Origin of the sequence: Oceanobacillus bengalensis, assembly GCF_003628445.1 — a bacterium.
Lineage (GTDB): Bacteria > Bacillota > Bacilli > Bacillales > Amphibacillaceae > Oceanobacillus > Oceanobacillus bengalensis.
Genome location: NZ_RBZO01000016.1, coordinates 67,594 through 90,930, shown reverse-complemented (window position 1 = coordinate 90,930; position 23,337 = coordinate 67,594). Strand labels below are relative to the sequence as shown.

General features: G+C 33.1%; 26 protein-coding genes and 1 pseudogene. 12 read left to right on the top strand and 15 right to left on the bottom strand.

Features of this window, described 5'->3' with window-relative positions; genetic code table 11:
• Positions 1-93 precede the first annotated feature (93 nt).
• Positions 94-669, top strand: coding sequence for an NAD(P)/FAD-dependent oxidoreductase (locus D8M05_RS11470; protein WP_121131896.1), 576 nt, complete (start codon positions 94-96; stop codon positions 667-669).
• A gap of 674 nt (positions 670-1,343) precedes the next feature.
• Here D8M05_RS11470 and D8M05_RS11460 read toward each other — a convergent pair.
• The 5 genes and pseudogenes from D8M05_RS11460 to D8M05_RS11440 form a co-directional block, all read right to left on the bottom strand.
• Positions 1,344-1,715 carry a hypothetical protein gene (locus D8M05_RS11460; protein ID WP_121131890.1) on the bottom strand — a complete coding sequence of 124 codons (372 nt, stop codon included), beginning with the start codon at positions 1,713-1,715 and terminating at the stop codon, positions 1,344-1,346.
• Between the two features lie 200 nt (positions 1,716-1,915).
• Complete coding sequence (locus tag D8M05_RS11455) at positions 1,916-2,107, bottom strand: hypothetical protein (protein WP_121131889.1); 192 nt, start codon at positions 2,105-2,107, stop codon at positions 1,916-1,918.
• Between the two features lie 35 nt (positions 2,108-2,142).
• The gene (locus tag D8M05_RS11450; RefSeq protein WP_121131887.1) at positions 2,143-2,367 is read right to left on the bottom strand and encodes an SHOCT domain-containing protein; all 225 of its coding nucleotides are present in this window, start codon (positions 2,365-2,367) and stop codon (positions 2,143-2,145) included.
• A 28-nt stretch (positions 2,368-2,395) separates the two neighbouring features.
• Positions 2,396-2,761: pseudogene (locus D8M05_RS20575) on the bottom strand (arsenic resistance protein); the annotation flags it as partial.
• Positions 2,762-3,343: 582 nt separating this feature from the next.
• Entirely contained in the window at positions 3,344-4,756 is a 1,413-nt protein-coding gene (locus D8M05_RS11440) for a hypothetical protein (protein WP_121131885.1), read from the bottom strand.
• A gap of 594 nt (positions 4,757-5,350) precedes the next feature.
• Here D8M05_RS11440 and D8M05_RS11435 point away from each other — a divergent pair.
• Positions 5,351-5,605: a hypothetical protein gene (locus D8M05_RS11435; RefSeq protein ID WP_121131884.1), complete on the top strand. Its 255-nt coding sequence runs from the start codon at positions 5,351-5,353 to the stop codon at positions 5,603-5,605.
• 231 nt (positions 5,606-5,836) lie between these two features.
• Here the strand turns inward: D8M05_RS11435 and D8M05_RS20750 are convergent, their stop codons facing one another.
• Both D8M05_RS20750 and D8M05_RS11430 read right to left on the bottom strand, forming a co-directional pair.
• A complete protein-coding gene (locus D8M05_RS20750) occupies positions 5,837-5,959 on the bottom strand; it encodes a hypothetical protein (RefSeq protein ID WP_267463674.1) in 123 nt (40 codons plus the stop codon).
• Positions 5,960-5,978: 19 nt separating this feature from the next.
• Positions 5,979-6,218 (bottom strand): hypothetical protein, encoded by a 240-nt coding sequence (locus D8M05_RS11430; RefSeq protein WP_062351078.1) that lies wholly within the window; start codon positions 6,216-6,218, stop codon positions 5,979-5,981.
• 132 nt (positions 6,219-6,350) lie between these two features.
• On the opposite strand from D8M05_RS11430, the gene D8M05_RS11425 reads away from it, so the two are divergent.
• From D8M05_RS11425 to D8M05_RS11405, 6 genes are all read left to right on the top strand, one after another.
• Positions 6,351-7,067, top strand: a complete 717-nt coding sequence (locus D8M05_RS11425; RefSeq protein ID WP_062351081.1) for a response regulator transcription factor — start codon at positions 6,351-6,353, stop codon at positions 7,065-7,067.
• The gene (locus D8M05_RS11420) at positions 7,042-8,427 is read left to right on the top strand and encodes a sensor histidine kinase (protein ID WP_121131882.1); all 1,386 of its coding nucleotides are present in this window, start codon (positions 7,042-7,044) and stop codon (positions 8,425-8,427) included. The genes D8M05_RS11425 and D8M05_RS11420 overlap by 26 nt, the downstream gene beginning before the upstream one ends.
• A 55-nt stretch (positions 8,428-8,482) precedes the next feature.
• Positions 8,483-8,836: a hypothetical protein gene (locus D8M05_RS20570; RefSeq protein ID WP_245985314.1), complete on the top strand. Its 354-nt coding sequence runs from the start codon at positions 8,483-8,485 to the stop codon at positions 8,834-8,836.
• Positions 8,821-9,714 carry a multicopper oxidase family protein gene (locus D8M05_RS11415; RefSeq protein WP_245985312.1) on the top strand — a complete coding sequence of 298 codons (894 nt, stop codon included), beginning with the start codon at positions 8,821-8,823 and terminating at the stop codon, positions 9,712-9,714. The genes D8M05_RS20570 and D8M05_RS11415 overlap by 16 nt, the downstream gene beginning before the upstream one ends.
• Before the next feature lie 283 nt (positions 9,715-9,997).
• Positions 9,998-10,558, top strand: coding sequence for a hypothetical protein (locus D8M05_RS11410; protein ID WP_121131880.1), 561 nt, complete (start codon positions 9,998-10,000; stop codon positions 10,556-10,558).
• A gap of 61 nt (positions 10,559-10,619) precedes the next feature.
• Positions 10,620-11,144, top strand: coding sequence for a spore coat protein (locus tag D8M05_RS11405; protein ID WP_121131878.1), 525 nt, complete (start codon positions 10,620-10,622; stop codon positions 11,142-11,144).
• Between the two features lie 69 nt (positions 11,145-11,213).
• Here D8M05_RS11405 and D8M05_RS11400 read toward each other — a convergent pair whose 3' ends face one another.
• The 8 genes from D8M05_RS11400 to D8M05_RS11365 all read right to left on the bottom strand — a co-directional run bounded on the left by D8M05_RS11400 (position 11,214) and on the right by D8M05_RS11365 (position 19,218).
• Positions 11,214-11,543 carry a four-helix bundle copper-binding protein gene (locus tag D8M05_RS11400; RefSeq protein WP_062351103.1) on the bottom strand — a complete coding sequence of 110 codons (330 nt, stop codon included), beginning with the start codon at positions 11,541-11,543 and terminating at the stop codon, positions 11,214-11,216.
• Between the two features lie 328 nt (positions 11,544-11,871).
• Positions 11,872-12,399: a CueP family metal-binding protein gene (locus tag D8M05_RS11395; protein WP_121131876.1), complete on the bottom strand. Its 528-nt coding sequence runs from the start codon at positions 12,397-12,399 to the stop codon at positions 11,872-11,874.
• 163 nt (positions 12,400-12,562) lie between these two features.
• A complete protein-coding gene (locus tag D8M05_RS11390) occupies positions 12,563-13,267 on the bottom strand; it encodes a cytochrome c biogenesis CcdA family protein (RefSeq protein ID WP_121131874.1) in 705 nt (234 codons plus the stop codon).
• Between the two features lie 33 nt (positions 13,268-13,300).
• Complete coding sequence (gene resA / locus D8M05_RS11385) at positions 13,301-13,876, bottom strand: thiol-disulfide oxidoreductase ResA (RefSeq protein ID WP_121131872.1); 576 nt, start codon at positions 13,874-13,876, stop codon at positions 13,301-13,303.
• A gap of 196 nt (positions 13,877-14,072) precedes the next feature.
• A complete protein-coding gene (locus D8M05_RS11380) occupies positions 14,073-16,229 on the bottom strand; it encodes a copper-translocating P-type ATPase (RefSeq protein ID WP_121131870.1) in 2,157 nt (718 codons plus the stop codon).
• Between the two features lie 189 nt (positions 16,230-16,418).
• Positions 16,419-17,099, bottom strand: a complete 681-nt coding sequence (locus D8M05_RS11375; protein WP_040037825.1) for a response regulator transcription factor — start codon at positions 17,097-17,099, stop codon at positions 16,419-16,421.
• A complete protein-coding gene (locus tag D8M05_RS11370) occupies positions 17,092-18,480 on the bottom strand; it encodes a sensor histidine kinase (RefSeq protein ID WP_040037824.1) in 1,389 nt (462 codons plus the stop codon). Before D8M05_RS11370 ends, D8M05_RS11375 begins: the two co-directional genes overlap by 8 nt.
• Before the next feature lie 12 nt (positions 18,481-18,492).
• On the bottom strand, positions 18,493-19,218 hold the full coding sequence (locus D8M05_RS11365) for a cytochrome c biogenesis CcdA family protein (protein ID WP_121131868.1): 726 nt from the start codon (positions 19,216-19,218) through the stop codon (positions 18,493-18,495).
• 293 nt (positions 19,219-19,511) lie between these two features.
• Between D8M05_RS11365 and D8M05_RS11360 the strand changes: the two genes are divergently transcribed.
• The 4 genes from D8M05_RS11360 to copZ all read left to right on the top strand — a co-directional run bounded on the left by D8M05_RS11360 (position 19,512) and on the right by copZ (position 23,221).
• Positions 19,512-20,120, top strand: coding sequence for an NAD(P)/FAD-dependent oxidoreductase (locus D8M05_RS11360; RefSeq protein WP_121131866.1), 609 nt, complete (start codon positions 19,512-19,514; stop codon positions 20,118-20,120).
• Positions 20,121-20,281: 161 nt separating this feature from the next.
• Positions 20,282-20,587, top strand: a complete 306-nt coding sequence (locus D8M05_RS11355) for a metal-sensing transcriptional repressor (protein ID WP_121131864.1) — start codon at positions 20,282-20,284, stop codon at positions 20,585-20,587.
• Between the two features lie 13 nt (positions 20,588-20,600).
• Positions 20,601-22,985, top strand: coding sequence for a heavy metal translocating P-type ATPase (locus tag D8M05_RS11350; protein WP_121131862.1), 2,385 nt, complete (start codon positions 20,601-20,603; stop codon positions 22,983-22,985).
• A 29-nt stretch (positions 22,986-23,014) separates the two neighbouring features.
• Positions 23,015-23,221: a copper chaperone CopZ gene (gene copZ, locus D8M05_RS11345; protein WP_068672923.1), complete on the top strand. Its 207-nt coding sequence runs from the start codon at positions 23,015-23,017 to the stop codon at positions 23,219-23,221.
• The last annotated feature ends 116 nt before the right edge of the window (positions 23,222-23,337 follow it).

The window sequence follows — 23,337 nt, the reverse complement described above, 5'->3', positions numbered from 1 at the left end:
GTTAAACATGAATGGTCCTTCTTTTAGAATGAAAGAAACCGAAGAATGGATAAAAACAAGTGCTGATAAAGTGGCTCAAAATTAACTTGCGAAATGGCTCACTTTTCACTTGCGAAATACAGTGGTGGAAATAGTGGAGCGCAAATAGCTCAGGAACTTTCACAGGAAATGGAAACTTTTCTATCTACCAGTCAACGTTTAACGTTTCTACCGATAAAAATTAGAAAAAGAAGTATATTTTGGTGGTTTGATAAGCTTGGCGTTCTAAAAGCAACTTCCAATTCGCTCTTTGGTAAACTAATTCAAAAAAGAGGGGACCCAATCTTTGGTCCTGAATTGAAGTATGCGATTCGAAATGGTGACGTTGCTATTAAAGAAAGAACAATTGGTGGTAAGGAAAGTAAGGTAATATTCCAAGACAACACATTTATCGATGTAGATAACATAATTTGGGCTACTGGTTTTAAACTTGATTATTCATGGTTAAATGTATCAGGTGTATTGGATGGGAAAGGAAAACCTATACATAATAGAGGTATTACCAATATGGAAGGTTTATATTTTCTCGGTTTACCTTGGCTATATAGACGGGGTTCTGCTCTCTTGCAGGGTGTCGGGTATGATGCAGAGTATTTAGTGAAACATATTCAGAACAATAATGAGCGGTAGTCAAAGAAAAGGCCAACGTAGAAAATAGTATGACTTATACTGAATTACTTTTATATGGAAAGTATAATTTCAACTTAATTGGAGATCATATGTATAAATCGTTATTAGTTGTCTTATGAATTTCAACAAATTTGCACATACATAAATGTGCAAACAAGCAAAAAGGTCAGCACTAAATACAGTGTTGGCTTTTTGCTTCTTTTCTAGGACTGTAATCTATTAACGTCATAAGAATTCGAATAGCAATAATCCAGAGTATAAATTATTTTAATTTAATCCCTGTCCCACTGTTGGCGACAGTCAGGACACTCCCATTTTGTTACTCTGTCTTCTTCTATACTAGAAATGCCGATTTTCCTTGTGAAATGAGTTGAATTACCGTAGTGCTTGCGTAACTCTTTTGGGATAGGTTCACCCTGCAAGTTTGAATTGCAGAAGGGACAATATTCAATACTATTATCCATTTTCTCATCCTTTTAATAATATTGAGGAAGAAGAAATGCCAAGGATTTCTTCTTCCTAGACTTACAAGTAGCAATAACAACATCAACAGTATACCACTTATTTATGGGAATAATAACTGTCTATGGTATTTGGTGAATAACCACCAAAATAGCTTATCAGAGGTAATTATATTACCATTTTCAATCATATACTTTAAAAACTCTTCCCATCTATTTATTAAACAACTGTATCACATCTTCAACAACATCTTTGTTGTAATTTTTGTCTAACAAGCGTTCAATAACTGCTTCCAACGTTTGTCTCTGATATATTTTTGTTAGTGCTTTTAGTATGTTTTCTGTATCGATTGTTCCGAATTTATCTAAATGAACTTTCATCAAAGAAGCTTCACCGTCTGGTAAAACAAGAATATCTTCCACTTCTTTAATAGAATACCCTATACCAAACAAAATTTCCGCTACTCGTCTCTTTTCTATTGAGCTGACAATATAATTTAACCAGTAAAGCTGATTTTCCCTTAACGTCGTTATTTGTTGAAATTCCTCAAAAGAACCATGCTCAAAAATGTATTCAATATCCATCTTATACACTCCTTGTTCATTTCATTATGAAGCAAAACAAGACCTAATATACACACTTCAAACATTATTGACTATGTTAATGGGCCGACTATTCAATGGGAGTGAGACAATTGATGTTTACAGACGAGTAAATCATTTGTAGAGAATAACCGCTGAACCGTTAAACCCCGTTAATTAAAAAATGATGTGGTAGTTGTTTACTACCACATCATTTTTTCTTCCATTTTCCTTAAACGTTCATCAATCATATCAACTTTTTGCTTAATTTGTTGTGTCATCTTCATGTGTTCCATCATCATTTGTTTCATTTCATCCATCCCCATCATGGGCATACCAGCTTCTGTTCTTCCTGTATAATTCGGATAATAATAGTATGGATATTGATAATTCAATTTTGCACACTCCTGTTCCTGTAATACAATAATATCTAATATTTTATATATGCCTTTAACATAAATACGTGAATGTCACCTTCAAAAAAATGATCCGATTGTCGTATTTTGTACTCCTCCTCGGTATCGATTTCTCTTTGGGAATATCGCTGTCTAAGTACTTCAACTGCCTTGTCAGTTTGGCTTGATTTATTTCTTGATGATAGCTTTCGTATTATTAATACGATTAACCAAATAATTAAACCCCAGAACACTAACATAAAATACCACCAAACATCATCATTGAGAAGCTAAAAAGAGTATTTGAGCATTGCCAAAAAGGGGAATAATTTTGTTGTTTAAAACAGATTTTTTTCTTAATAAGAATCGTGTAAGATGAGCAATTATAAATGGGACAACTAATACAATAACTGTATAGTTCCAGCACAAATATTAACAAACACACTGGCAAAAGTACGACTTGCAAAATTAAATTAATCGGCAAAACGGATGTTGAAAGAGACACATTTCCTTTTGCTATGCCAGTAAACGCTAGATATCAATCTGTACAAGGTGTCACTATAAGCATGATAAACCAATCCATAAAGCAGGATAATCAGATAAGAAAATGGAACCCAAACCCCAAGCTAATATTGGTGTCCAGATAAAATTAACCTATTTCCGATCCTTATATGTTTGGGTTACTTTTATGCAAAATTTATACCGCCATTTCATACGTAAATTAAATGCCAAATACATCATTTAGCATTTAATTAGAATAGTGATATATATAGTAATAAAAGTTAATAATATAAAACATTATAAGATACATTAGTCTCTTAAAGTAACTTTAAGACACCCTTACTTGGCAAGGGATTGAAGAGTTTATATGACAATAAATTTCAAGGATACTAGAAATCAAATATCTATAATATAAAATTAATTAATGTAAATATGATTTTTGTCTTTAAATATAGATGTTTTAACAGATACTATAAAAATTTCCTGAAGTAATTGGCCATTATTCTTTAAAAAATAGCTTTATTGAGAAACAATACAATACAGAAACAAGAGAATCGTCCTATACTTTTTTATTAAAAGGTATTGTTTGAAAAATGGTCATGCCAAATAACCCTTCTCCATTAGGGCAGAAAGGCAGAATTTATATTTTATATTTAAAAAAAATAATTATTAGGCAATCCCCGCATTTTGGACCTTAAAAAAACAGCAATAATAATTTTAAAGAAGGATCCGATATTACTCGGTAATTGCTACGTAAGGATTGTAAAGTAATTTTTCCCTTCTTTCTCTTTTGTAGTTACTGTCCCGTTTGATTTCAGAGATAGTACGTTCTTTTTGACTTAATTGCCTTTGGATAGCAAGATAAAATACTTTATTTCTATCATTACCATGAGCTTCGGCCTCATTTTTATAGATTTTTTCTATTTTCTCTTTAAATTCATACCAAGTCTTATCTACTTGTGTGAATTGGTAATAAATTAAGCTATATACTGCTTCTAGTTCACGATCTAATATGATAAGGTTGTCGTTATATGATTCTTCCATAATATAAGATATAAATGGTTTACTGTCTTTGATAGCATGTTTGAAATTTAAAGATTGATATGGGAATGTATCAACTTTAGTAAAATAATCATTTTTCACCTGTTCGAATAAGGATTTAAGTCTTTGTTCAATTCTAGGAATAACATAAAAGTTTTTAATTGTATTACCAAAATCACCATTTTCCATTAGATTTTGAAAAGCATGGCTTCTATTTTTGAAAAAATCTTTTAAGCCTTCACGGTATAATTGTATTCCTACATCACCGAATTCCTTATATATTTTTGCCTTTACCATATGGACCTTCTCTAAAGCTTTTACATCAAAGCTGTCTAAACTACATCCAAAATCTTTTGCGATACATTTTAAATCCTGCAACGTTGCCAATCTTGTCATATCATAAATGTCACAAATTTGATCTTTGGAAACTAAATCTTTTGCTATACGAATATGAATGATATGGTGCTTTACTTCATTTTGACTCATGCGTTTCTTTCTTTTACCTGTTTTTTCGGCAAACGTATATAATCTTTCTTTAAGATTTTTAGTGTTTTTATTTAGTATTTCTTTGCTCGCTGCAAGTCGCACTTCAAAGAAACCTTTATTAATTAAATCTAAAAGGTTGGATATCATATCTTCAAAACTAATAAAAAAATCTAACTTTACATCCTTTGCATTAGTCCGGTTTTGATAAAGATGCTCAATAGCTAAAGAATGTTCATGACCCGGAAGTTTTGCTGAAAGAATATAAAATAGGAATTGTAATTGGCGCTTATATAACTTTTTAAACTCATCAGATTGAAAGAACTTATATAAATTTATATAGTGAAAATTATGGTTATCAGCTGTAGAAATAGTATTGAAATTACTATATAAGTAACCATCTTTACCTCTATAGATCCATTCGATTTTCTCCAATTTACCTAATGCTTCCTTAATTAGACGAGGAGTCATTATATTTGCTGCTTTAATATGTTCTAACATAATATTAATTCGTTTGTCTAAATCTGTATTAGCCGCTAAAAATGGGATTAGACGCAGAGAAACAGACGAAAGAGATTTTAATATTCTTTGTTGTTTTAACATTTCCCTACTTAACATTGTCATTATTTAACCCTCCAAAACTTGTGCAAAAAGAAAAGAACCCCAAATCTAAGTACGCCTTTGAACTATCAAAGACCTAACAAAGATTTGGGGTTCTCCCTTTTTTATTATGAAATTTTAATTTTATCTAATAAATGTAAAGTTATTATATACTAAATAATATAGTAATAGCAAGAGAAATGTTTTCATTTTTGTAGCAAATCTATGAACATAAGATTAAACGTTATTTAAGAATATTGGAGTAATCCTGCTGTTATTTTGATTATTGATCCGCTAGAATCAAAATAAAGGCTGGATTCTGTAAAGAAATACAGCATAAACATCATTATCACGCTATAGTAGTATGCCGCAAACATTCTATTTGAAGTATATCCAACTCTATTGTCATTTAATGCATTTTTAAGAATCCAAACTAAACGGAAATATGTAATTATAAAATCACTTAAAATTGTATTGTATAATTAGAAATAAAGAGATTGTATAATGAGGAGTTGAACGTAATTTTGAAAGGCTTGTTCAACTACCGGCTCAGGATTATTGGACAGGGGTGTTAGTAATTAATCTGCTCGTTATTGGTCAATGAAAGTGGGGAGAGGAATGAAAGGATTGGCTTGGGTTCTGATACTTTATTATTCACTTGTTACTGTACTTTGGATAGCAAATTCACCTTATTTATTTTCGATCTGGGGAGTAATTATATGGTTGGTTTCGATTGTATTAGGCTATGTTGTTTATAAACAAATTAAAGAAAAAAACATTATAAAGCATCTTATGTTGTATTCAACTTCCTTTATGGTGTTTTTGCTTATAGTAACAGGTTTAATCCACTTAGTAGTAACATCTATGCCATAATGTAAATTTAACAGTCTGGTGCTTTAATGTAATAAGCGTAAATATTAATTGACCTTCAATATACAACTAGTTATACATTGGTTGTATATTGAAGGTTCTTTGATTTGCAAAATACTATCATTTTATGCTGAGTTAATGTTTATGTTAAACGGGTTAAACAGTAACTTCGATTATCATGATTAAAAAGGAATGATCTCACAGTCGCTCCTTTATAAAGAGATTACGATTAGATTAATCCTTATGATAATTTTTTAATGCTAATTTGGTGGCATAATATACAACGATACCGATAGCTAGAAGGTTAAGGATCCATCCTAGTAAACCGTAACCCATCATGCCCATCATCCCCATCATATGGGATCACCTCTCTAAACTAGATATTATTCATCATATCACGGAATCCGGTATTGTTTTGCATCATACCATTTTCACCGTGACAGTTGTTAAACATTTCTTCTTGCTGTTCTGGTGATAAATTAGGATGCATTTCTTCAATATAAGGTTTCATTTCTTCAAAGTTGAAAAATCCATTACCATTTGATTCAGCTGCGACAAAAGTTGCACTTCCTAATAGGACGGCTCCAGTTAATATACCTATTACTAATTTTTTCATTTATAACATCTCCTTTTCTTAACTAAATCATACCTCTTATAAATGTAGAATTTGTGGTGAACTTATGTGGAAGTTGTGAAGATTATCATTTTCATTTTAATTGATGATACTATATGAAAGAGGTGGTTTAACATGACTAAAATTCTTATTGTTGACGATGAAGATATGATTCTCGAAGTGTTAGAAGCATACTTTGAAAAAGAGGGATGGGAAACCATTCCTGCCTCTAATGGAATAGAAGCATTAAAAAAAATAAAAGAAAATAATCCAGATATTATTATTTTAGATCTTATGTTGCCAGATATTTCAGGTGAAGAGGTATGTAGATTAACGAGAAAAGAAAGTGATGTTCCTATCATTATGTTAACAGCAAAATCGACAGAAGACGATTTAATTAATGGAATCGTTATTGGGGCAGATGACTATGTTACAAAACCTTTTAGTCCAAGAGAAGTCGTAATAAGGGCAAAGGCTATTTTACGTAGGTTAAGAAGAGTAAATAGTGGAAACCATTTATCGTTCAATGAAGGAAAGCTAACAGTGGATCTCTTAAAAAAGGAGATGACATTGAATAACCAAATCATACCACTAACTCCTATCGAATATAAGCTATTAATAGCTATGGCAAGCTACCCCGGACGAGTTTACAGTCGTTTGGATTTACTGGAAAAAATTCAGGATGATGGATCTTATTTTGAAGGATATGAACGAAGTGTTGATACACATATAAAAAACCTTCGGAAAAAGATTGAAACAGATTCTCGCCACCCAGAATTTATTTTAACTGTTTTTGGGATGGGATATAAGTTTGGAGGAGCGTCTGATGCGTCGATTGACACTTCGTTCTAAAATCCTTTTTTACCTATTAGTTGTGTCACTTTTTGGTATTTTTCTTACTAGTTTTTCTATACTATGGGGATTTGAAGATCAATTTAACGAATATTTAAAAATTAATAGAGAGGAAAGAAGTAAGCTAATAGAAGATGAAGCAATTAATTCTTATAAAGAAACAGGGAAACTTATTGATAACCAATTAATAAATTTAATGCATCAACAAGCTATGACAGACAATTTATTTTATAGAATTACTGATGAAGAAGGACAGGTAATAGCAGATACAACGATGATGCTCGGAATGATGAATAGGATGGGAATGCATTCTGATTCGGACATCGATATGAAGACGGAATACCGAAAAAATACTTATGATTTAACATTTGATGAAAGATATGTAGGCAATATGGAAGTTTATTATCCAGAGGAAATGATAGGGGAAGACATTGCTTTTTTAAATACAATTAAATCGAATATTTATCTTGCTATTATTGTTACAGTTGTTTTAGCGTTCGTGTTTAGCCTATTGTTTTCGAAACGCCTAACAACTGGGTATCGAAAGTTATCAAAAGCTATTCAAGAATTACAAGACCATAAATGGCGAACTCGTGTACCAGTTAAGGAATTGTCAGATGAAATGAAGCCACTTGGTGAATCGTTTAATCGACTTGCTGAATCGTTATCAAAGGAAGAGATACTTCGTAAACAGTTTACTGCTGATTTTGCTCATGAAATACGAACCCCACTTGCGACATTAAGAAGTCAAATGGAAGCTTTTCAAGATGGGGTATTTGAACCAACGCCAAAAAGGTTGCAGCAAAGTCATGATGAATTGATGCGTTTAGTACGTCTAGTCGGTGAATTAGAAGAGTTACTTGCCGCTGAAAATCCACAAATAAAACTAAACAAAAGCAATATAGATGTAGGATATTTATTACGTTTAGTAGAGGGGCAATTTACCCCAGCCTTTCAGAAAAAAGGCGTTTCATTAAATATTCAAAAGCCAACTAAAGAATATTGGTTACATGCGGATCAGGATCGTGTTTTACAAGTGTTAGCAAATATAATAAATAATGCCCTTCAGTATACCCCTGAAGGGAATAGCGTATATGTTAAGATAGTGGATTCTAATGGTTATGTTGGATTTTGTGTTCAAGATGAAGGGATTGGGATTAAAGAGGATGATCTCCCCTATCTATTTGAACGATTTTACCGAGGGGACAAATCAAGAGACAGAAAGACAGGTGGAATAGGTATTGGATTGTCTATAGTCAAGGCATTAATGGATGCACACCGTGGAAAAATTCAAATCGATAGTAAATGGAAGGAAGGAACGGAAATTACAGTTTTCTTCCCAAGGCATGAAACTTTATGAATAGATAAGAATCTGGATGGCTGGGTAACATCTTCACTCACGAGGAGGAAAAAGTATGAAGAAATATTTAGGTATTAGTTTGGCTGGATTAGTAATTATTTTCGGAGGGTATTACCTTTTTTTTATACAAGGTTCGGGTATATCGGGATTTCCAATACATCCAATCAATGAATCAGATAATGGGAATTCCTTTAATAAAACGGATATAGTTGGAAATTCATCTCTACCCATCCCACCATTGTTAGAGGATAAAAATCCAGATCCAGATAAAGCTGAATTCCATATAACTGCCCAAAATGCAACAAAGGAATTTATTTCAGGAGTGGAAACAGAAACAATGGGGTATAACGGAAATTATTTAGGCCCTGTCATTAGGGTCCGAAATGGGAAGACGTGTCCGTACAGGTAGAAAATAATTTAGAAGATGAAATTACGACAATTCATTGGCACGGCCTAGAAGTGGATGGAGACGCAGATGGAGGACCACATTCAGGAATTCAACCGGGCGAGTCTTGGACACCGGAATTTACGATAGATCAGCCTGCAGCTACGCTGTGGTATCATCCTCACCCAGAAAAAAATACCGGGAGGCAAGTATATAAGGGATTAGCGGGATTATTTTTCATTGAAGATGAAGTTTCTGACTCTCTGGGTATTCCAAAAGACTATGGGGTGAATGATGTTCCACTTATCATTCAGGACAAACAATTTAATGAAAATGGAAGTTTTCAATATGAACTAGGAATGCATGATGTGATGAACGGATTACAAGGAGGTACAATGCTAGTCAACGGGGCTGTAGATCCTTATTTGGAAGTTCCAAAAGGCATGATGAGGCTACGGTTATTAAATGGATCGAATGCAAGTGTGTATGAACTCCATTTTAGTAATAACCAAACCTTTTATCAAATTGCAAGTGACGGTGGTTTTCTTGAAAATCCAATAGAAATGGACGAGCTTATTCTGGGTCCAGCCGAGAGGGCAGAAATCCTAGTTGATTTTTCAAATTTTAAGGATGGAGATACAATTCAATTATCGAATAAAGGGTCAGAGTTTATGAAGTTTGTTGTAAACGGTGAAAGTGAATCCAACTATGCCATTCCAGAACAATTAACTACCATTGAGAAGATTGATCCTGATGAAGCAAGGAAGGATACGTTTATTGTGTATCCGGGAGAAAAAGTTAGGGCTATTGCTACATTTAATCATTCTGGTGTATTTATGTATCATTGTCATATACTTGAACATGAAGATGCAGGAATGATGGGACAATTTAAAGTGGAATAAAAAGTGGAAGCTTAAATATTATATTAATTATCTATATGAGCATTTCGAAATATACTCATTATAATTAAAAAATACGGTGACATAATTCACCGTATTTTTTGGTAAAGCGGAAATTCAAATAGATAGTAGCTTAGATGAAGGAACGGAGGTTTCGATTATTTTTACGATAACTCTCTTGTACTGTTATCAGTAAATATAAAAATAAACCCTATATGGGTATATCATAATGCGGGTTAACAGTGAATACAATAAAAGTGGACAAACTAAGATTGGGGTTGAAATAATGTCAATTTCATTATTTTTTATACTTTTGTTGTGTGCCACCCAAGTTACAACAACCATTATTTATGTAGCATATTACCGAAATTGGGTAACAAAAATGAATGGAATGATGATATCCATGTCATTAGGGATGTCGGCAGGAATTCTAATGGGAACTATTTTAGGGGTCATCTTTCATGGTGATTTATTTAAATCAACCATTTACGCTATAATGATTGGATTGGTTGTTGGTTTTTTAGCAGGACTACCTATAGGTCTTCCTGCTGTCATTGATGGCATACTCTCCGGACTAATGGGGGGGATGATGGGAGCCATGCTAGGAGATATGGTAGCAATGACTAGGCCGAATGCAATCATTAATATTATAGCTGTGTTGATAACAATGGTTTTGTTACTTGTTTTATATGCAGCTGAAGAATCAATTCGTAAACAAGCCAACCATCAAATTCTTTCCTTTTTTAAATATCCATTCTTAATGATTTTTACCATTGTAGTATTATTTTTGGTATTGAATTACATTGGTCCACTTGATTTTCACTTTCTAGATAAGAGTGGGCATTAATAACAGATTTTCATTAAACAGCATATATTAAAGGGAATTTATTTAATGAAAGGTGAGTTATATGTCAACTTTACCATCTGTAGACCTTGGCTTAATGGCCGAACATTTGTCTACACACGAAGGAATGATAAATAAGTTAAAAGTCTATCATATTAATACTACAAATCCAGATTTGAAAAGTATTATTGCTCTCCAGATAAATGTCATGATGTCGCATGTTAGGGTAATGTTATTTTTAATTAATCCTGATAATAATGAGTATGTTGAAGTTCCGGATTTAAATATGTATGATGTAAGCAATAAAAGAGCAGATGGTACGGGGGTTAATAAATACAACGATAAATGGATTGCATTAGAAGCACATGCTGGTGCTAAATTGATGTCAAATGCAAATTATACTTCTGCTTTATTAATGAAAAATAGAAATGTTAGAAATGCTCATGTGGAAATGGCTTTGCAACAGTTAGAAATTCAAAAAAGATATTCTGATTTTATCAATCGTATGGGTTGGTCATTTGTTCCCCATGCAGATACTCAGGAACAGGTAAAAACCTATCAACATTTTCAACACTTGTTAAATAATTAAATACAGAAAAAGTTTTAATCATAACTACAAACTAATAAAAACGGTGACACAAGTTCACCGTTTTTATATTTAAGATGCCATTGTTCGGCAAATCTCTGCACATTTAAAACAAGATTCAGCACATTCCTTACAATGATTAGCATGGTTATGTTGTTCACACATTTTTCCACATGCTTCACAAATGTCAGCACAAAGCTTACAAATTTGCTTAGCAAAAGGGCTATCCGATTGCATTGCTTTTGCTGCTAATGCGCATATGTCTGCACATTCCCTATTATAGCGGATACAATCCGCCATCATTTTTACATTCTCTTCTTTTAAACAAGCATCATAACACCCATTACAAGCTTCCATACATTCTAAACAAGCTTTAATACATTCTTCATAAGACACGGCCATCTAAAAATCCTCCTTTGCTTCAAGATTAAGTACAAATTTTACTATCCCCTTGATATAATTTTTTATCCAACAAGGCTGCTTCATCATAGTCTGAATTTCCGTATTTGATTATCAGGTATTAATCTATTTGTCAGTTCATATACAGTCAATAAAATAAGGATAAAGAGGGGTCAAAGAAAAATCTTAAATAGTAAAATTAAGCAAAAAAAGAATCGAGTATTATCTTAAAACACTCAATTCTAAAGGAAATATTATAAAACCATATAATTTTTTCTCGTTGTTCTTTATTTTTTATATTTTATATTAAAGATATCAAAAGGTAATAATACTAGATTAATTGCATTGTTGTTATACAAGTATTGTCACCTTCAAAAGTGGAAATCTCAGATTCAGCTGTTTTTCCATCATATTGAATCTTCACGTTATATGATTTGTCACGTGGTAACCAAAAATCAATAAATCCATTCTTTAATGAGACAATCGTTTCATCCACAACTACATTACCTTCTTCATCTTCAATATAAACATCAAATTCTTTTTCTACTAATTCTCCTTGGCAACCAGTTAAGCTATGATTGGTACAAGGGTGGGTTGTCCTAACAAATGGTGCGATGGAAACAAAAAATTCATCTTCGGGAAGATCGTAGGTAGTCTCTTTATCATTACTATCAGTTACAATAAGCTCTTCTGAAGTAATAGAAGCAGAGACATCATCGGAATCTAAGGCACTGTAGTCTTGGACCATTTTCTTGATATCTTGTGGTTCTTTTTCATTTGATGTACTTTCGCTTTCACTACAAGCAGCAACTATTAAAATAAGTAATAATCCAATTACTGCCAATAATCCTTTTTTCATATATTGTTCGACTCCTCTTTCATCTAATTTGTTAAATCTTAATATATACTACCATGTAAAACAAACGATATTCTACATTGTAACAAAATCTACAAGACAAATTATAATGCTCAAATATGCATTATTCGTGCAGATGTAATAGATAAATTATGGAAAATATATTTTAAAATCCATAAAAACCAAACCATCCAGCTAAGAAGGAAGTTAATTTCGTCAACCAATCAAAGAATAGTGCTACTCCCATGAAAATCATAATGTATCCACCAATTTTAATTAATTTTAGGCTATGTTTTTTAATCCATTTAATTTTACCAATAAACAATGCCAATATTAGAAATGGAATCGAAAAGCCTAAAACATAACTAATCATCATAATCATACCAACATCAGGATTTGTTGCGGCTAATGATAACACAATAGCTAGTATCGGACCGGTACAAGGAGTCCATCCCAAAGAGAATGCCATTCCTATGATGAAAGAACCAACATAACCGCCGGGACGATTTTTGAATGTGATTTTTTTATTCTTCATTAGAAATTTAAAATTAAAAATTCCAACAATCACTAGTCCAAAGAAAATAATTAAAATAGCACCAATTTGTCTAATGGCATCTTGGTAGGTTAATAGGAATTCAGATATATAAGAGGTGGTAAAACCAATCATAATAAAAATGCTTGAGAACCCTAGTAAAAATAGAACGGTATGTAAAAGAGCTTTTTTATTCATTTTTTTATTTTCTTCATTTATCTCACTTACGCTCATTCCGGTAATATAAGATAAAAATGCCGGATATAGTGGTAATACACACGGTGAAATAAAAGAAAGGAAACCAGCACCAAAAGCTAGAAATATATTTATTTCATTCAAAAATTTTATCCCCCTTTATTAGAAAATCGTAGTCTATTGTTTTGGTAATATTTCTTTAAAGTAATTCTCCAAACTTTCTAAGGATAAGGCCCCATTTACAATCCTTTGAATTTCCCCATCCGGATTAATGAATATGGAACTTGGAATTGGTCCTATTTTGTATAAATCCCTGACTTCTCCTGTTTTATCATGGGGAATTGGAAAGGTTAGATCATATTTATCAATAAATCGATCTACAACCAATTCTGTATTATCCAAACTAACTGCAATGATTTCAATTCCTTTTTCTTTATATACGGGATAAAGCTCTTGCATGTACGGCATTTCTTCTTCACACGGTTTACACCAAGTACCCCAAAAGTTCAGCATAATACCTTGCCCTTTAAAATCACTTAGTCGTATAGATTCTAATTCATTATTTTTATTAATTTGCTTTAATTCAAAATCAGGTGCTTCATCTCCGACCTGATAAATGGTTTTATCCGCTTGTATATTGGACACTAATGCAAATATAATAGCTCCAACCATTACAATTAATATAGAAGTTCTAAAAATTAATCTGTTTTTCCTTTTATTTTTCTTCTTCTTTTTCGTTTCCTCCAAACTCATAAGTATGTATCACTCCTTATAGAAATATAGTATAACGGTGGTATTATCTAAAGACACTCTCTGTTAGATTACGTTACAAGTTTGCAGAAATTAAGCAGATTCTTTGTACTATTTATGAACAGAAATTTACCTACAGAAAAATAAAAGGCTAAGCAATACCATACATGCTTAGCCAAACATAAACTATTTGTTTCTATTAATCGATTTTTAATAATTGAGCGTTTATTGCACAAATAATGGTACTGAGTGACATAACTGCGGCTCCGACGGCAGGGGTTATGACAAACCCAACATTGTACAATACACCTGCAGCTAAAGGAATAGCAACAATGTTATACCCAGCAGCCCATCCTAAATTTTGAACCATTTTCCTGCGACTTGCCTTAGACAATTTAATGATATTTAAAATGTCTACTGGATTACTGTTAACTAGTATGACATCAGCTGTTTCAATCGCAACGTCTGTACCTGCACCAATAGCAATTCCCAAATCAGCTTCCGCTAAGGCGGGGGCATCATTAATTCCATCTCCAATCATCGCCACTTTTTTTCCATTTTGTTTTAAATACTTCACATTATTTGATTTCTCATGGGGAAGTACTTCAGCGATGACTTTGGAAATACCTAGTTTTTCTCCTACATAATTTGCTACACGTGTGTTGTCACCAGTCATCATAACCGTCTCTATGCCACGGTCATTTAATTCTTTGATAACTTTATAAGAAGATTCACGGATGATATCAGCTAGGGCTATCATTCCTTGTAAGACATTATCTTTAAGGACAAATACGACTGTTTTCCCTTGTAAAGCCAGTTGATCATAAATTTTTTCATCAAAAGAGATTTTATTTGCTTTCATAGCACCGGGACTAATAACAGCAATTTCTGCATCACCGATTTTAGCTACTAACCCTTTCCCAGTTAAATTCTGATAATCCTTAACATCAAGGGGTTTTAAATTACGATCATTTCCTTCTTTCACAATTCCTTTAGCAATTGGATGGTCTGATTGTGTTTCAACAGAATAAGCTAATTTCAATAATTCTTCTTCACTAATTCCCTCACTTGGATGGATATCTGTAACACCAAAATTACCTTCCGTAAGTGTTCCTGTTTTGTCAAACACCACGCGGTCCAATTTAAATGCACTTTCAAATGCTACTCTATTTCGAATTAACAAGCCGTTTTTAGCTGCAATGGAAGTAGATCTAGATGTTACTAGTGGTGTTGCCAAACCAAGTGCATGTGGACAAGCAATGATTAAAACGGTAACCATTCGTTCCAAAGCAAAATCTAAATCCCCGTTAGTCCACCAAACTGCAAAGGTTATAATCCCTACTACAAGAGCAACATAGAATAACCACTTAGCAGCAATATCCGCAAAGCCTTGGGCCTTTGATTTTGATTTTTCTGCATCGCTTACCAATTTAATAACTTGAGATAGGTAGGTGTCATTTCCTGTTTTGCTTACCTTAATTTTTAATACACCATCACCATTGACGGAACCACCTATCGCTTCCATTCCGGGGCTTTTTTCAACAGGGACAGATTCCCCTGTAAGCATAGACTCATCGACGGTAGATTCTCCTTCGTAAATATCACCATCAATTGGAATCTTTTCACCCGATTTAACTAAAATTTGGTCACCCGGTTGTAAATCTTCGACTGTTACCTCAACAATATTTCCGGATTTGTCTAGTTTATGGGCTTCTTTTGGCATTAACTTGATTAGCTCTTCCAACGCCTTTGAAGCACCCATTAGGGATTTCATTTCTATCCAATGTCCTAACAACATAATTACAATAAGAGTAGCTAGTTCAAAGAAGAAATCACTGCCTTCGATAAAGAATGCTGTCAGCGTGCTATATACATAAGCGGCGATGATAGCTAAAGAAATTAACATCATCATTGCAGGCGATTTCTCTTTTAACTCATCCCATGCACCAAGTAAAAATGGTTTTCCACCATAGAAAAAGACAATCGTGGAAAGCAAGAAAAGTAAGAGGGTATCACCTGTGAAATTTACTTCATATCCAATCAGCATTTGAATCATTGGAGATAAGTATAAAATAGGAATTGATAAAACTAGGGATATCCAAAAACGTTTCTTAAAATCTTCTACCATATGTTCGTGATGTCCGCCGTGTCCACCATGTCCATGACTGTGGTCGTGATTTTTGTGTTCTTCATGTCCATGTTTGTGATGACCATGCATATCTTCATGTTCATGATTATGATGTTGACGACTGTGATGTTTTTGTTCTTCATGTTGATTATGATTATGATTATGATGGTCATGTTCTCTATGCTTATTGTGGTTGTGTTGATTCTCTTCATTTCCTTTGTTATTCATTATTACTCCTCCTTTTTGGTATGGATATTTAGATGAATTTCCTATTATTTTCTGTATTATTCATCTTTCTATCCATACTATATCATACTATACCCCTGTATAGTATTAATAAGGCTGTCATTTTATGTAAATGATTTGTGTTAAAACAAAAGGTCTTCTTTTATAAATGTATTAAAGACCTTTTTTTACCTATAATGAAGGCTTGTTTACCCATTTATATCCAATACCCCAAACAGTTATCAAGTAATCATCTATGGGAAATCCAGATTGACGAATTTTATCTCGCATGTTCCGTACATGGGAATCAACTGTTCTTCCTTCTGTGTGTGAATCGTATCCCCAAATTAATTCAATTAATTGTTCTCTAGTAAACACTTGGTTTGGTTTTCTCATAAAATAACCTAGCATGGTAAATTCCTTTGGCGTTAACTTTAATGTATTATTTTTATATGATAACTCAAACTCATCTTCATTCCATAAGAGACCATGTACTTCAATCTTCCTCGCAGGTTTCATTCTACGTAATACCGCTTCTATTCTTGCTAATAGCTCATCTTCGTCAAAGGGTTTCGTCACATAATCATCTGCACCTAATTTTAACCCTTTTATAATATCCTCTTTCTGTTCACGAGCAGATACCATAATGATAGGGATGTCCGAATCTTTTCTAATCTCTTGGCATAATTCCCAGCCGTTCATTTCAGGCATCATAATATCTATAAGTACTATGTCAAAAGTTTCTTCTTTTAAAAAAGATAATGCTTCTTTAGCACTAATAGCTTTTTTACATATAAAACTATGTGGTCTCAAATATAATGCTAATAAATCTAACATTCGTTTTTCATCATCTACTAATAAAGCTTTAATCATTATATTCACCTCTTGTTAAATGAACAATAACCCTTGTACCCTTACCAAGTTCACTTTCGATTTCAATCGTACCTCCGTGAGATTCTATAATTTCTTTTGCAATAGCTAATCCTAATCCCGTTCCACCACTTTCTCTGGAACGCGATTTTTCTACACGGTATAACCGTTCAAATAGATAAGGTAATTCCGCTTTTGGGATTCCTTCCCCTTCATCCGAAATAGTTATAGTAATTTCTATATCATTCTGGGTTACCTCTAATGATATAGACTTTCCTTCGGGTGTATGCTTTCTGGCATTATCCAGTATATTTAATAAAACCTGTTGGATCCTATCGGGATCAATATTACCTATGATATTTACTGGGCATGAAGCAGAAAGTGTAATATTCTTTTCTTCCAGTACTGGAGCAATTCGTTCTTCAATCGTTTGGATTAATTGTCTAAAACGAACATTTTTTCGATTAATTACAAACTTATTTTCATCCATTCTAGCAAGGTCAAATAGATTTTTAACTAGAACTGTCAAATGCTCTGTTTCTTCCCGTATAATATCCAGATATTCTTTTCTTTCTTCATCTGTTATGTCTTGCTTATTTATAATATCCGCATATCCTTTTATATAAGTTAATGGCGTTCTAAGTTCATGAGAGATACTTGCCAAAAATTCATTTCTGTCATTTTTTAATCGTTCTAGATCACTAGATAACCTCATGATAGAACTAGCTAATTCTCCTAGTTCATCTTTTCGTTCCTTATGTAATTCCACTTTATTTTTTCCCTTGCTTAGTTGTTCTGTGGCTTCTTTCATTTTCATTAATGGTAACGTAATAAAACGAGAAAGAATAAAGACGGTAAAAATTGTTAGAACAATGGTGATTAGTCCAACTATGACAAATTGATCACTCAAATGATTAACCATATTTTTTACAATATTGGTATTAGCAAACATAAAGACATGCCCTTGATGTTCTTCATCAATAGTAATGGGACTGTCAACCGCTATATATTGTTTTTCCGTCCAACGATGTTCTACTACTTTTCCTACACTGGGTATATCCTTATAATCCGTATGATCAATTACTTCAAACATTTCTTTTTCAACAGGATCAGAACTAATGATGATGTTACCATTGGCATCAGTAATAATAACAGCAAATTCTGATTCTGATTCCATGATAGCAACATGCTCTAACGTTGATGAATCAAAGTTATTTTCCAAGACAGCACTATGTGTATTGGCACGAGCTAATAAACTATCCATCACTTCATCAATACGTTCATTTGCTATATTTGTATATAGAATAAAATAAACAAAAACCTCGATAATTAACATGAATACAAAGAATAATAATCCAATTTTCAAGGATAACCTATTAAACATAATTGACCTCTTTTACCAGTAAGTTATTGTATCAAGAATACCTATAACTAGAATAATAACTCCTGCAAGTTTTTGTACTAGTGACCCTATTTTTCTGCTTCTCTTTAATATAATGCCACTTGCCCCAAAATACCAAATAAGAAAAATAATTAATAAAAGTGGAAGTGAGGTTCCAATTCCAAATACGGAAGGTAATACAAATCCATATGATGTTTCTAATACAACTGGCATTAAGGTTAGTATAAATAATACAAACATAGTAGGGCAAAATGCTAACGTAAAACTCGCACCCATTAAAAAGCTTCCTAGATAACTATCTTTAAATTTAGTGGGTATTTTAAACATTTTTCCTGTTTTTCTCCAGCTAAATAAACCTATCATAAATAAACCAACCAGTATAAGTAATGGCCCAATTGCTTTTCTTAGAATTGGGAACATTTGTGTTAAAGTACTGTGTATTTCCTTTCCAAGTAACCAGATTACTAAACCAATTATTGAAAAAACAACTATTTTACCTAAAACAAATAGAAATATGTGTAACCAAGGAACTTTTTCGACTAATGATCTGTTCCCATAAATAGTCATTGCACTGATATTGCCTGTTAGCTGACAAGGAGCAACGGCGCCAATTAACCCAAGAAAAAATGCAAATAACAGCGGTATGTGTTCATATCCATATGCAATTTGTTGAAGTGGCCCATTTAGCATAATGCCTATTTCATTAAAAAGTTCGAACATATCAATTCACTCGCTTTGACTTTAATAGTTTTATCCACTAAATAACATATAAAAAATATGTCCATTTTTTGTGCAGATTTCAGCAAAAATTAATCTAAGGTAATATTAATAATGAGGATAAAGAATCTCAAAATATTGTTTAGGACAAAATTTTATCCATTTTTTTACTTTACATACATTAGGGGGGTATGGTATTATTTGGTGAAAGGATGTTTTCATAAAAACCTGTTTAATTTGTATATAGATATATTTTATCCATTGATACAAATATTGAAAATAGGGGAGATAAGAATATGGATAATAAAATAAAAATTGCTGTTAATGGGGGCATAGGGTTTGGTGCTAAACTCAATTCCAAACAACTTATGACGATCTCAAAATACATGGATGAGGAAGATGAACTGGAGTTAACCACCTTTCAACAACTCTATATAGAGATTCTAGAAGATGATAAAGACGAAGTAATTAAAGAATTTGAAAGTGTTGGTTTAAAATGTTATCCAGTTGGAAATTACGTAAAGAGCTTGAGAACCTGTAATTTTTGTAAAGGGGAAGAAAGGGAAGGGATGCCAGTGGCAAAAGAAATAAATCGCCGTATAGCAGGAAAACCTGTACCATTTACCCTAAAAGTTGCTTATACAGGTTGTATCATTGGCTGTGGTGAACCAATGTTAAGTGATATAGGTGTAATGAAGTATAAAGATCATTATAATTTATATGTTGGTGGTAAAGCGAAAGGAAAAGATGCTGAGGTTGGTTCTTTACTGAGGGAAAATTTAACACCAGAAGAATTATACGATATAGTGGAAAAAATCATTGCTGTATATGCTGAAAAGGGAAAAAAACGGGAGACATTCCATAAATTTCTAAAACGGATAGGTAAAGAACAATTAATAAGCTAATAATAGACCTTGGATAACAATTTACCATTTGTGAGTATGTAAACATCTAACATCCAAAAGAGTAAAATATTAAAAGATGTTGTCAAAAATGAAGTTTCTTTATTGACGAATATACTGTACGGGGGTATAGTAATTATATAAAAGAAAAGGAAGTGATTCATTTGGAAGAGAAATTCTTACATGATCACCCAAGTAAACCAAGAACGAAAGATGAAATACAGAAAGCGATTAATCGTTTGAAACGAATTGAGGGTCAAGTTCGTGGGATACAGAAAATGGTTGAAGATGATCGATATTGTGTAGATATTTTAGTCCAAATTAGTGCCATTCAATCTGCACTAAAAAATGTAGGATTTTCTATCACAGAAAGACACATCAACCATTGTGTTAGCGATGCTATTAAACAAGGTGAAGGAAAGGAAACTATTGAGGAATTAATGACTGTCATGAAGCAATTTTCCAAGTAAGGAGGGAATTATTATGAGTGAAACAAATCATACAACACTTGGTGTAACAGGGATGACCTGTGCAGCCTGTTCTAATCGTGTTGAAAAGGTTTTGAATAAAATGGATGGGGTCAAGGCTCAAGTTAATTTAACAACAGAAAAGGCATCGATAGATTATGATCCAGAGAAAACCTCTATTGAAGACATATCTAAAAAAATAGAGAATGTTGGTTATGGTGTTCTAACGGAGAAAACAGACCTTGATGTCTTTGGAATGACTTGTGCAGCTTGCTCTACCCGTATTGAAAAAGTATTGAACAAACAAGATGGAGTAAAACATGCAACTGTTAATCTAACGACAGAAAGTGCAACGATTGAATATAATCCGGGGTTAGTTGATGTAAAATCATTGATTGATAAAATCAAAAATGTTGGCTATGATGCTAAACCAAAGGCAGAAGCGAAAGAAAAACAAACTTATAAAGAAAAACAACTAAAAAATATGAAGACGAAATTAATTATTTCAGTCTTACTATCTGCACCATTATTATTAACAATGCTTGTCCATTTATTTGGGATGAGTATACCAGATATCTTCATGAACCCGTGGTTCCAATTTGTTTTGGCGACACCAGTTCAATTCATCATTGGATGGCAATTTTATGAAGGTGCATATAAGAACCTACGTAATGGTGGGGCAAACATGGATGTACTTGTTGCTTTAGGTACAAGTGCGGCTTATTTCTATAGTTTATACGAAGCATTTAAGACTATTGGCAATCCAGAATATATGCCACATTTATACTTTGAAACGAGTGCTGTTTTGATTACGTTAATTTTGTTTGGTAAATATTTAGAAACGAGAGCGAAAAGTCAAACAACAAATGCTTTATCCAAATTGCTTAATTTACAAGCAAAAGAAGCTCGTGTAATTAGAGATGGTAAAGAATTAATGATTCCTGTAGAAGAAGTTGTCGTTGGAGATTGCTTAATTGTCAAACCGGGAGAAAAGATACCGGTAGATGGTATGGTTGTCAAAGGTAGAACTTCGGTAGATGAATCCATGCTTACAGGAGAATCAATTCCAATTGAAAAGGGTTCAGGAGCAAAATTAATTGGATCTACTATTAATAAAAATGGTTCCATTGAAATGGAAGCAACAAAAGTAGGAAAAGATACAGCATTGGCATCTATTGTTAAGGTTGTTGAAGAAGCTCAAGGATCAAAGGCTCCAATACAACGATTAGCTGACGTTATTTCAGGTTATTTCGTTCCGATAGTCGTCGGTATTGCTATCTTAACCTTTATTATATGGATTACTTTAGTTCAACCCGGACAAATGGAATCTGCTTTAGTTGCGTCGATTGCTGTACTTGTTATCGCTTGTCCATGTGCTTTAGGACTCGCAACCCCAACGTCCATTATGGTTGGAACAGGAAAGGCTGCAGAAAGTGGGATTTTATTCAAAGGTGGAGAACACCTAGAGGGTACACATAAATTAGAAGCAATTGTACTTGATAAGACAGGTACAATTACAAAAGGGAAACCGGAAGTAACTGATTTTTCAGGTGATGAGGAAGCATTACAATTATTAGCTAGTGCGGAAAAAGGGTCCGAACATCCACTTGCAGAAGCAATTGTTGCATATGCTACAGAGAATAATATCGACTTTTTAGATGTAGAACATTTCGAGGCAGTACCGGGTCATGGTATTGAAGCAACAATTTCTGGAAAAAACATTCTTGTTGGTAATAGAAAGCTAATGAAAGATCATCAAGTGGATATAGCAGGTTATGAAGAAAAATTGGTGCAATATGAAATAGATGGTAAAACAGCCATGTTAATTGCCATTGATGGTGAGTACCGGGGAACAGTTGCTGTTGCAGATACTATAAAAGAAACGGCTCCAGAAGCTATTAAGCAATTAAAAGACTTAGGAATAGAAGTGTTTATGCTAACAGGTGATAATGAAAGGACAGCGAAAGCAATTGCAAAACAAGTTGGTATCGACCAAGTAATTGCTGAAGTATTACCTGAAGAAAAAGCAGCTAAAGTAAAAGAAATTCAAGAACAAGGCAAGAAAGTTGCAATGGTTGGAGATGGTGTAAACGATGCACCTGCACTTGTTACGGCAGATATTGGAATTGCTATTGGAACTGGTACAGAGGTGGCTATTGAAGCTGCTGATGTTACGATTCTTGGTGGTGAGCTATTGCTTATACCGAAAGCAATTAAAATCAGTCATGCAACGATTCGAAATATCCGTCAGAACCTTTTCTGGGCATTCGGATATAATACAGCCGGAATACCAATTGCTGCAATTGGATTACTTGCACCGTGGATTGCTGGTGCAGCAATGGCGTTAAGTTCAGTAAGTGTTGTTACTAACTCACTTCGTCTTAAACGAGTGAAAATATAAAAATCTAATTTAAAGGAGGTGAAAAGGTTATGGAACAGAAAACATTAGAAGTTCAAGGCATGTCATGTGGTCACTGCAAAATGTCAGTTGAAGGTGCATTGAAAAAATTAGAAGGCGTATCAGCAGCTGAGGTTAATTTAGAAGCTGGTAAAGTAGATGTTACTTTTGATGAGTCAAAGGTAAACGTTGATGCCATGAAAGAAGCAATTGAAGAACAAGGCTATGATGTTGCCTAAATATATGAAAAGGCTGGTCTTTCACAGAGAAGACCAGCCTTTTCATATACATTTCATGAGGTGTAAGGGTAGTTTTATATTTGGATGGAATAATGTTAGTTTCACTAAGGAAACCA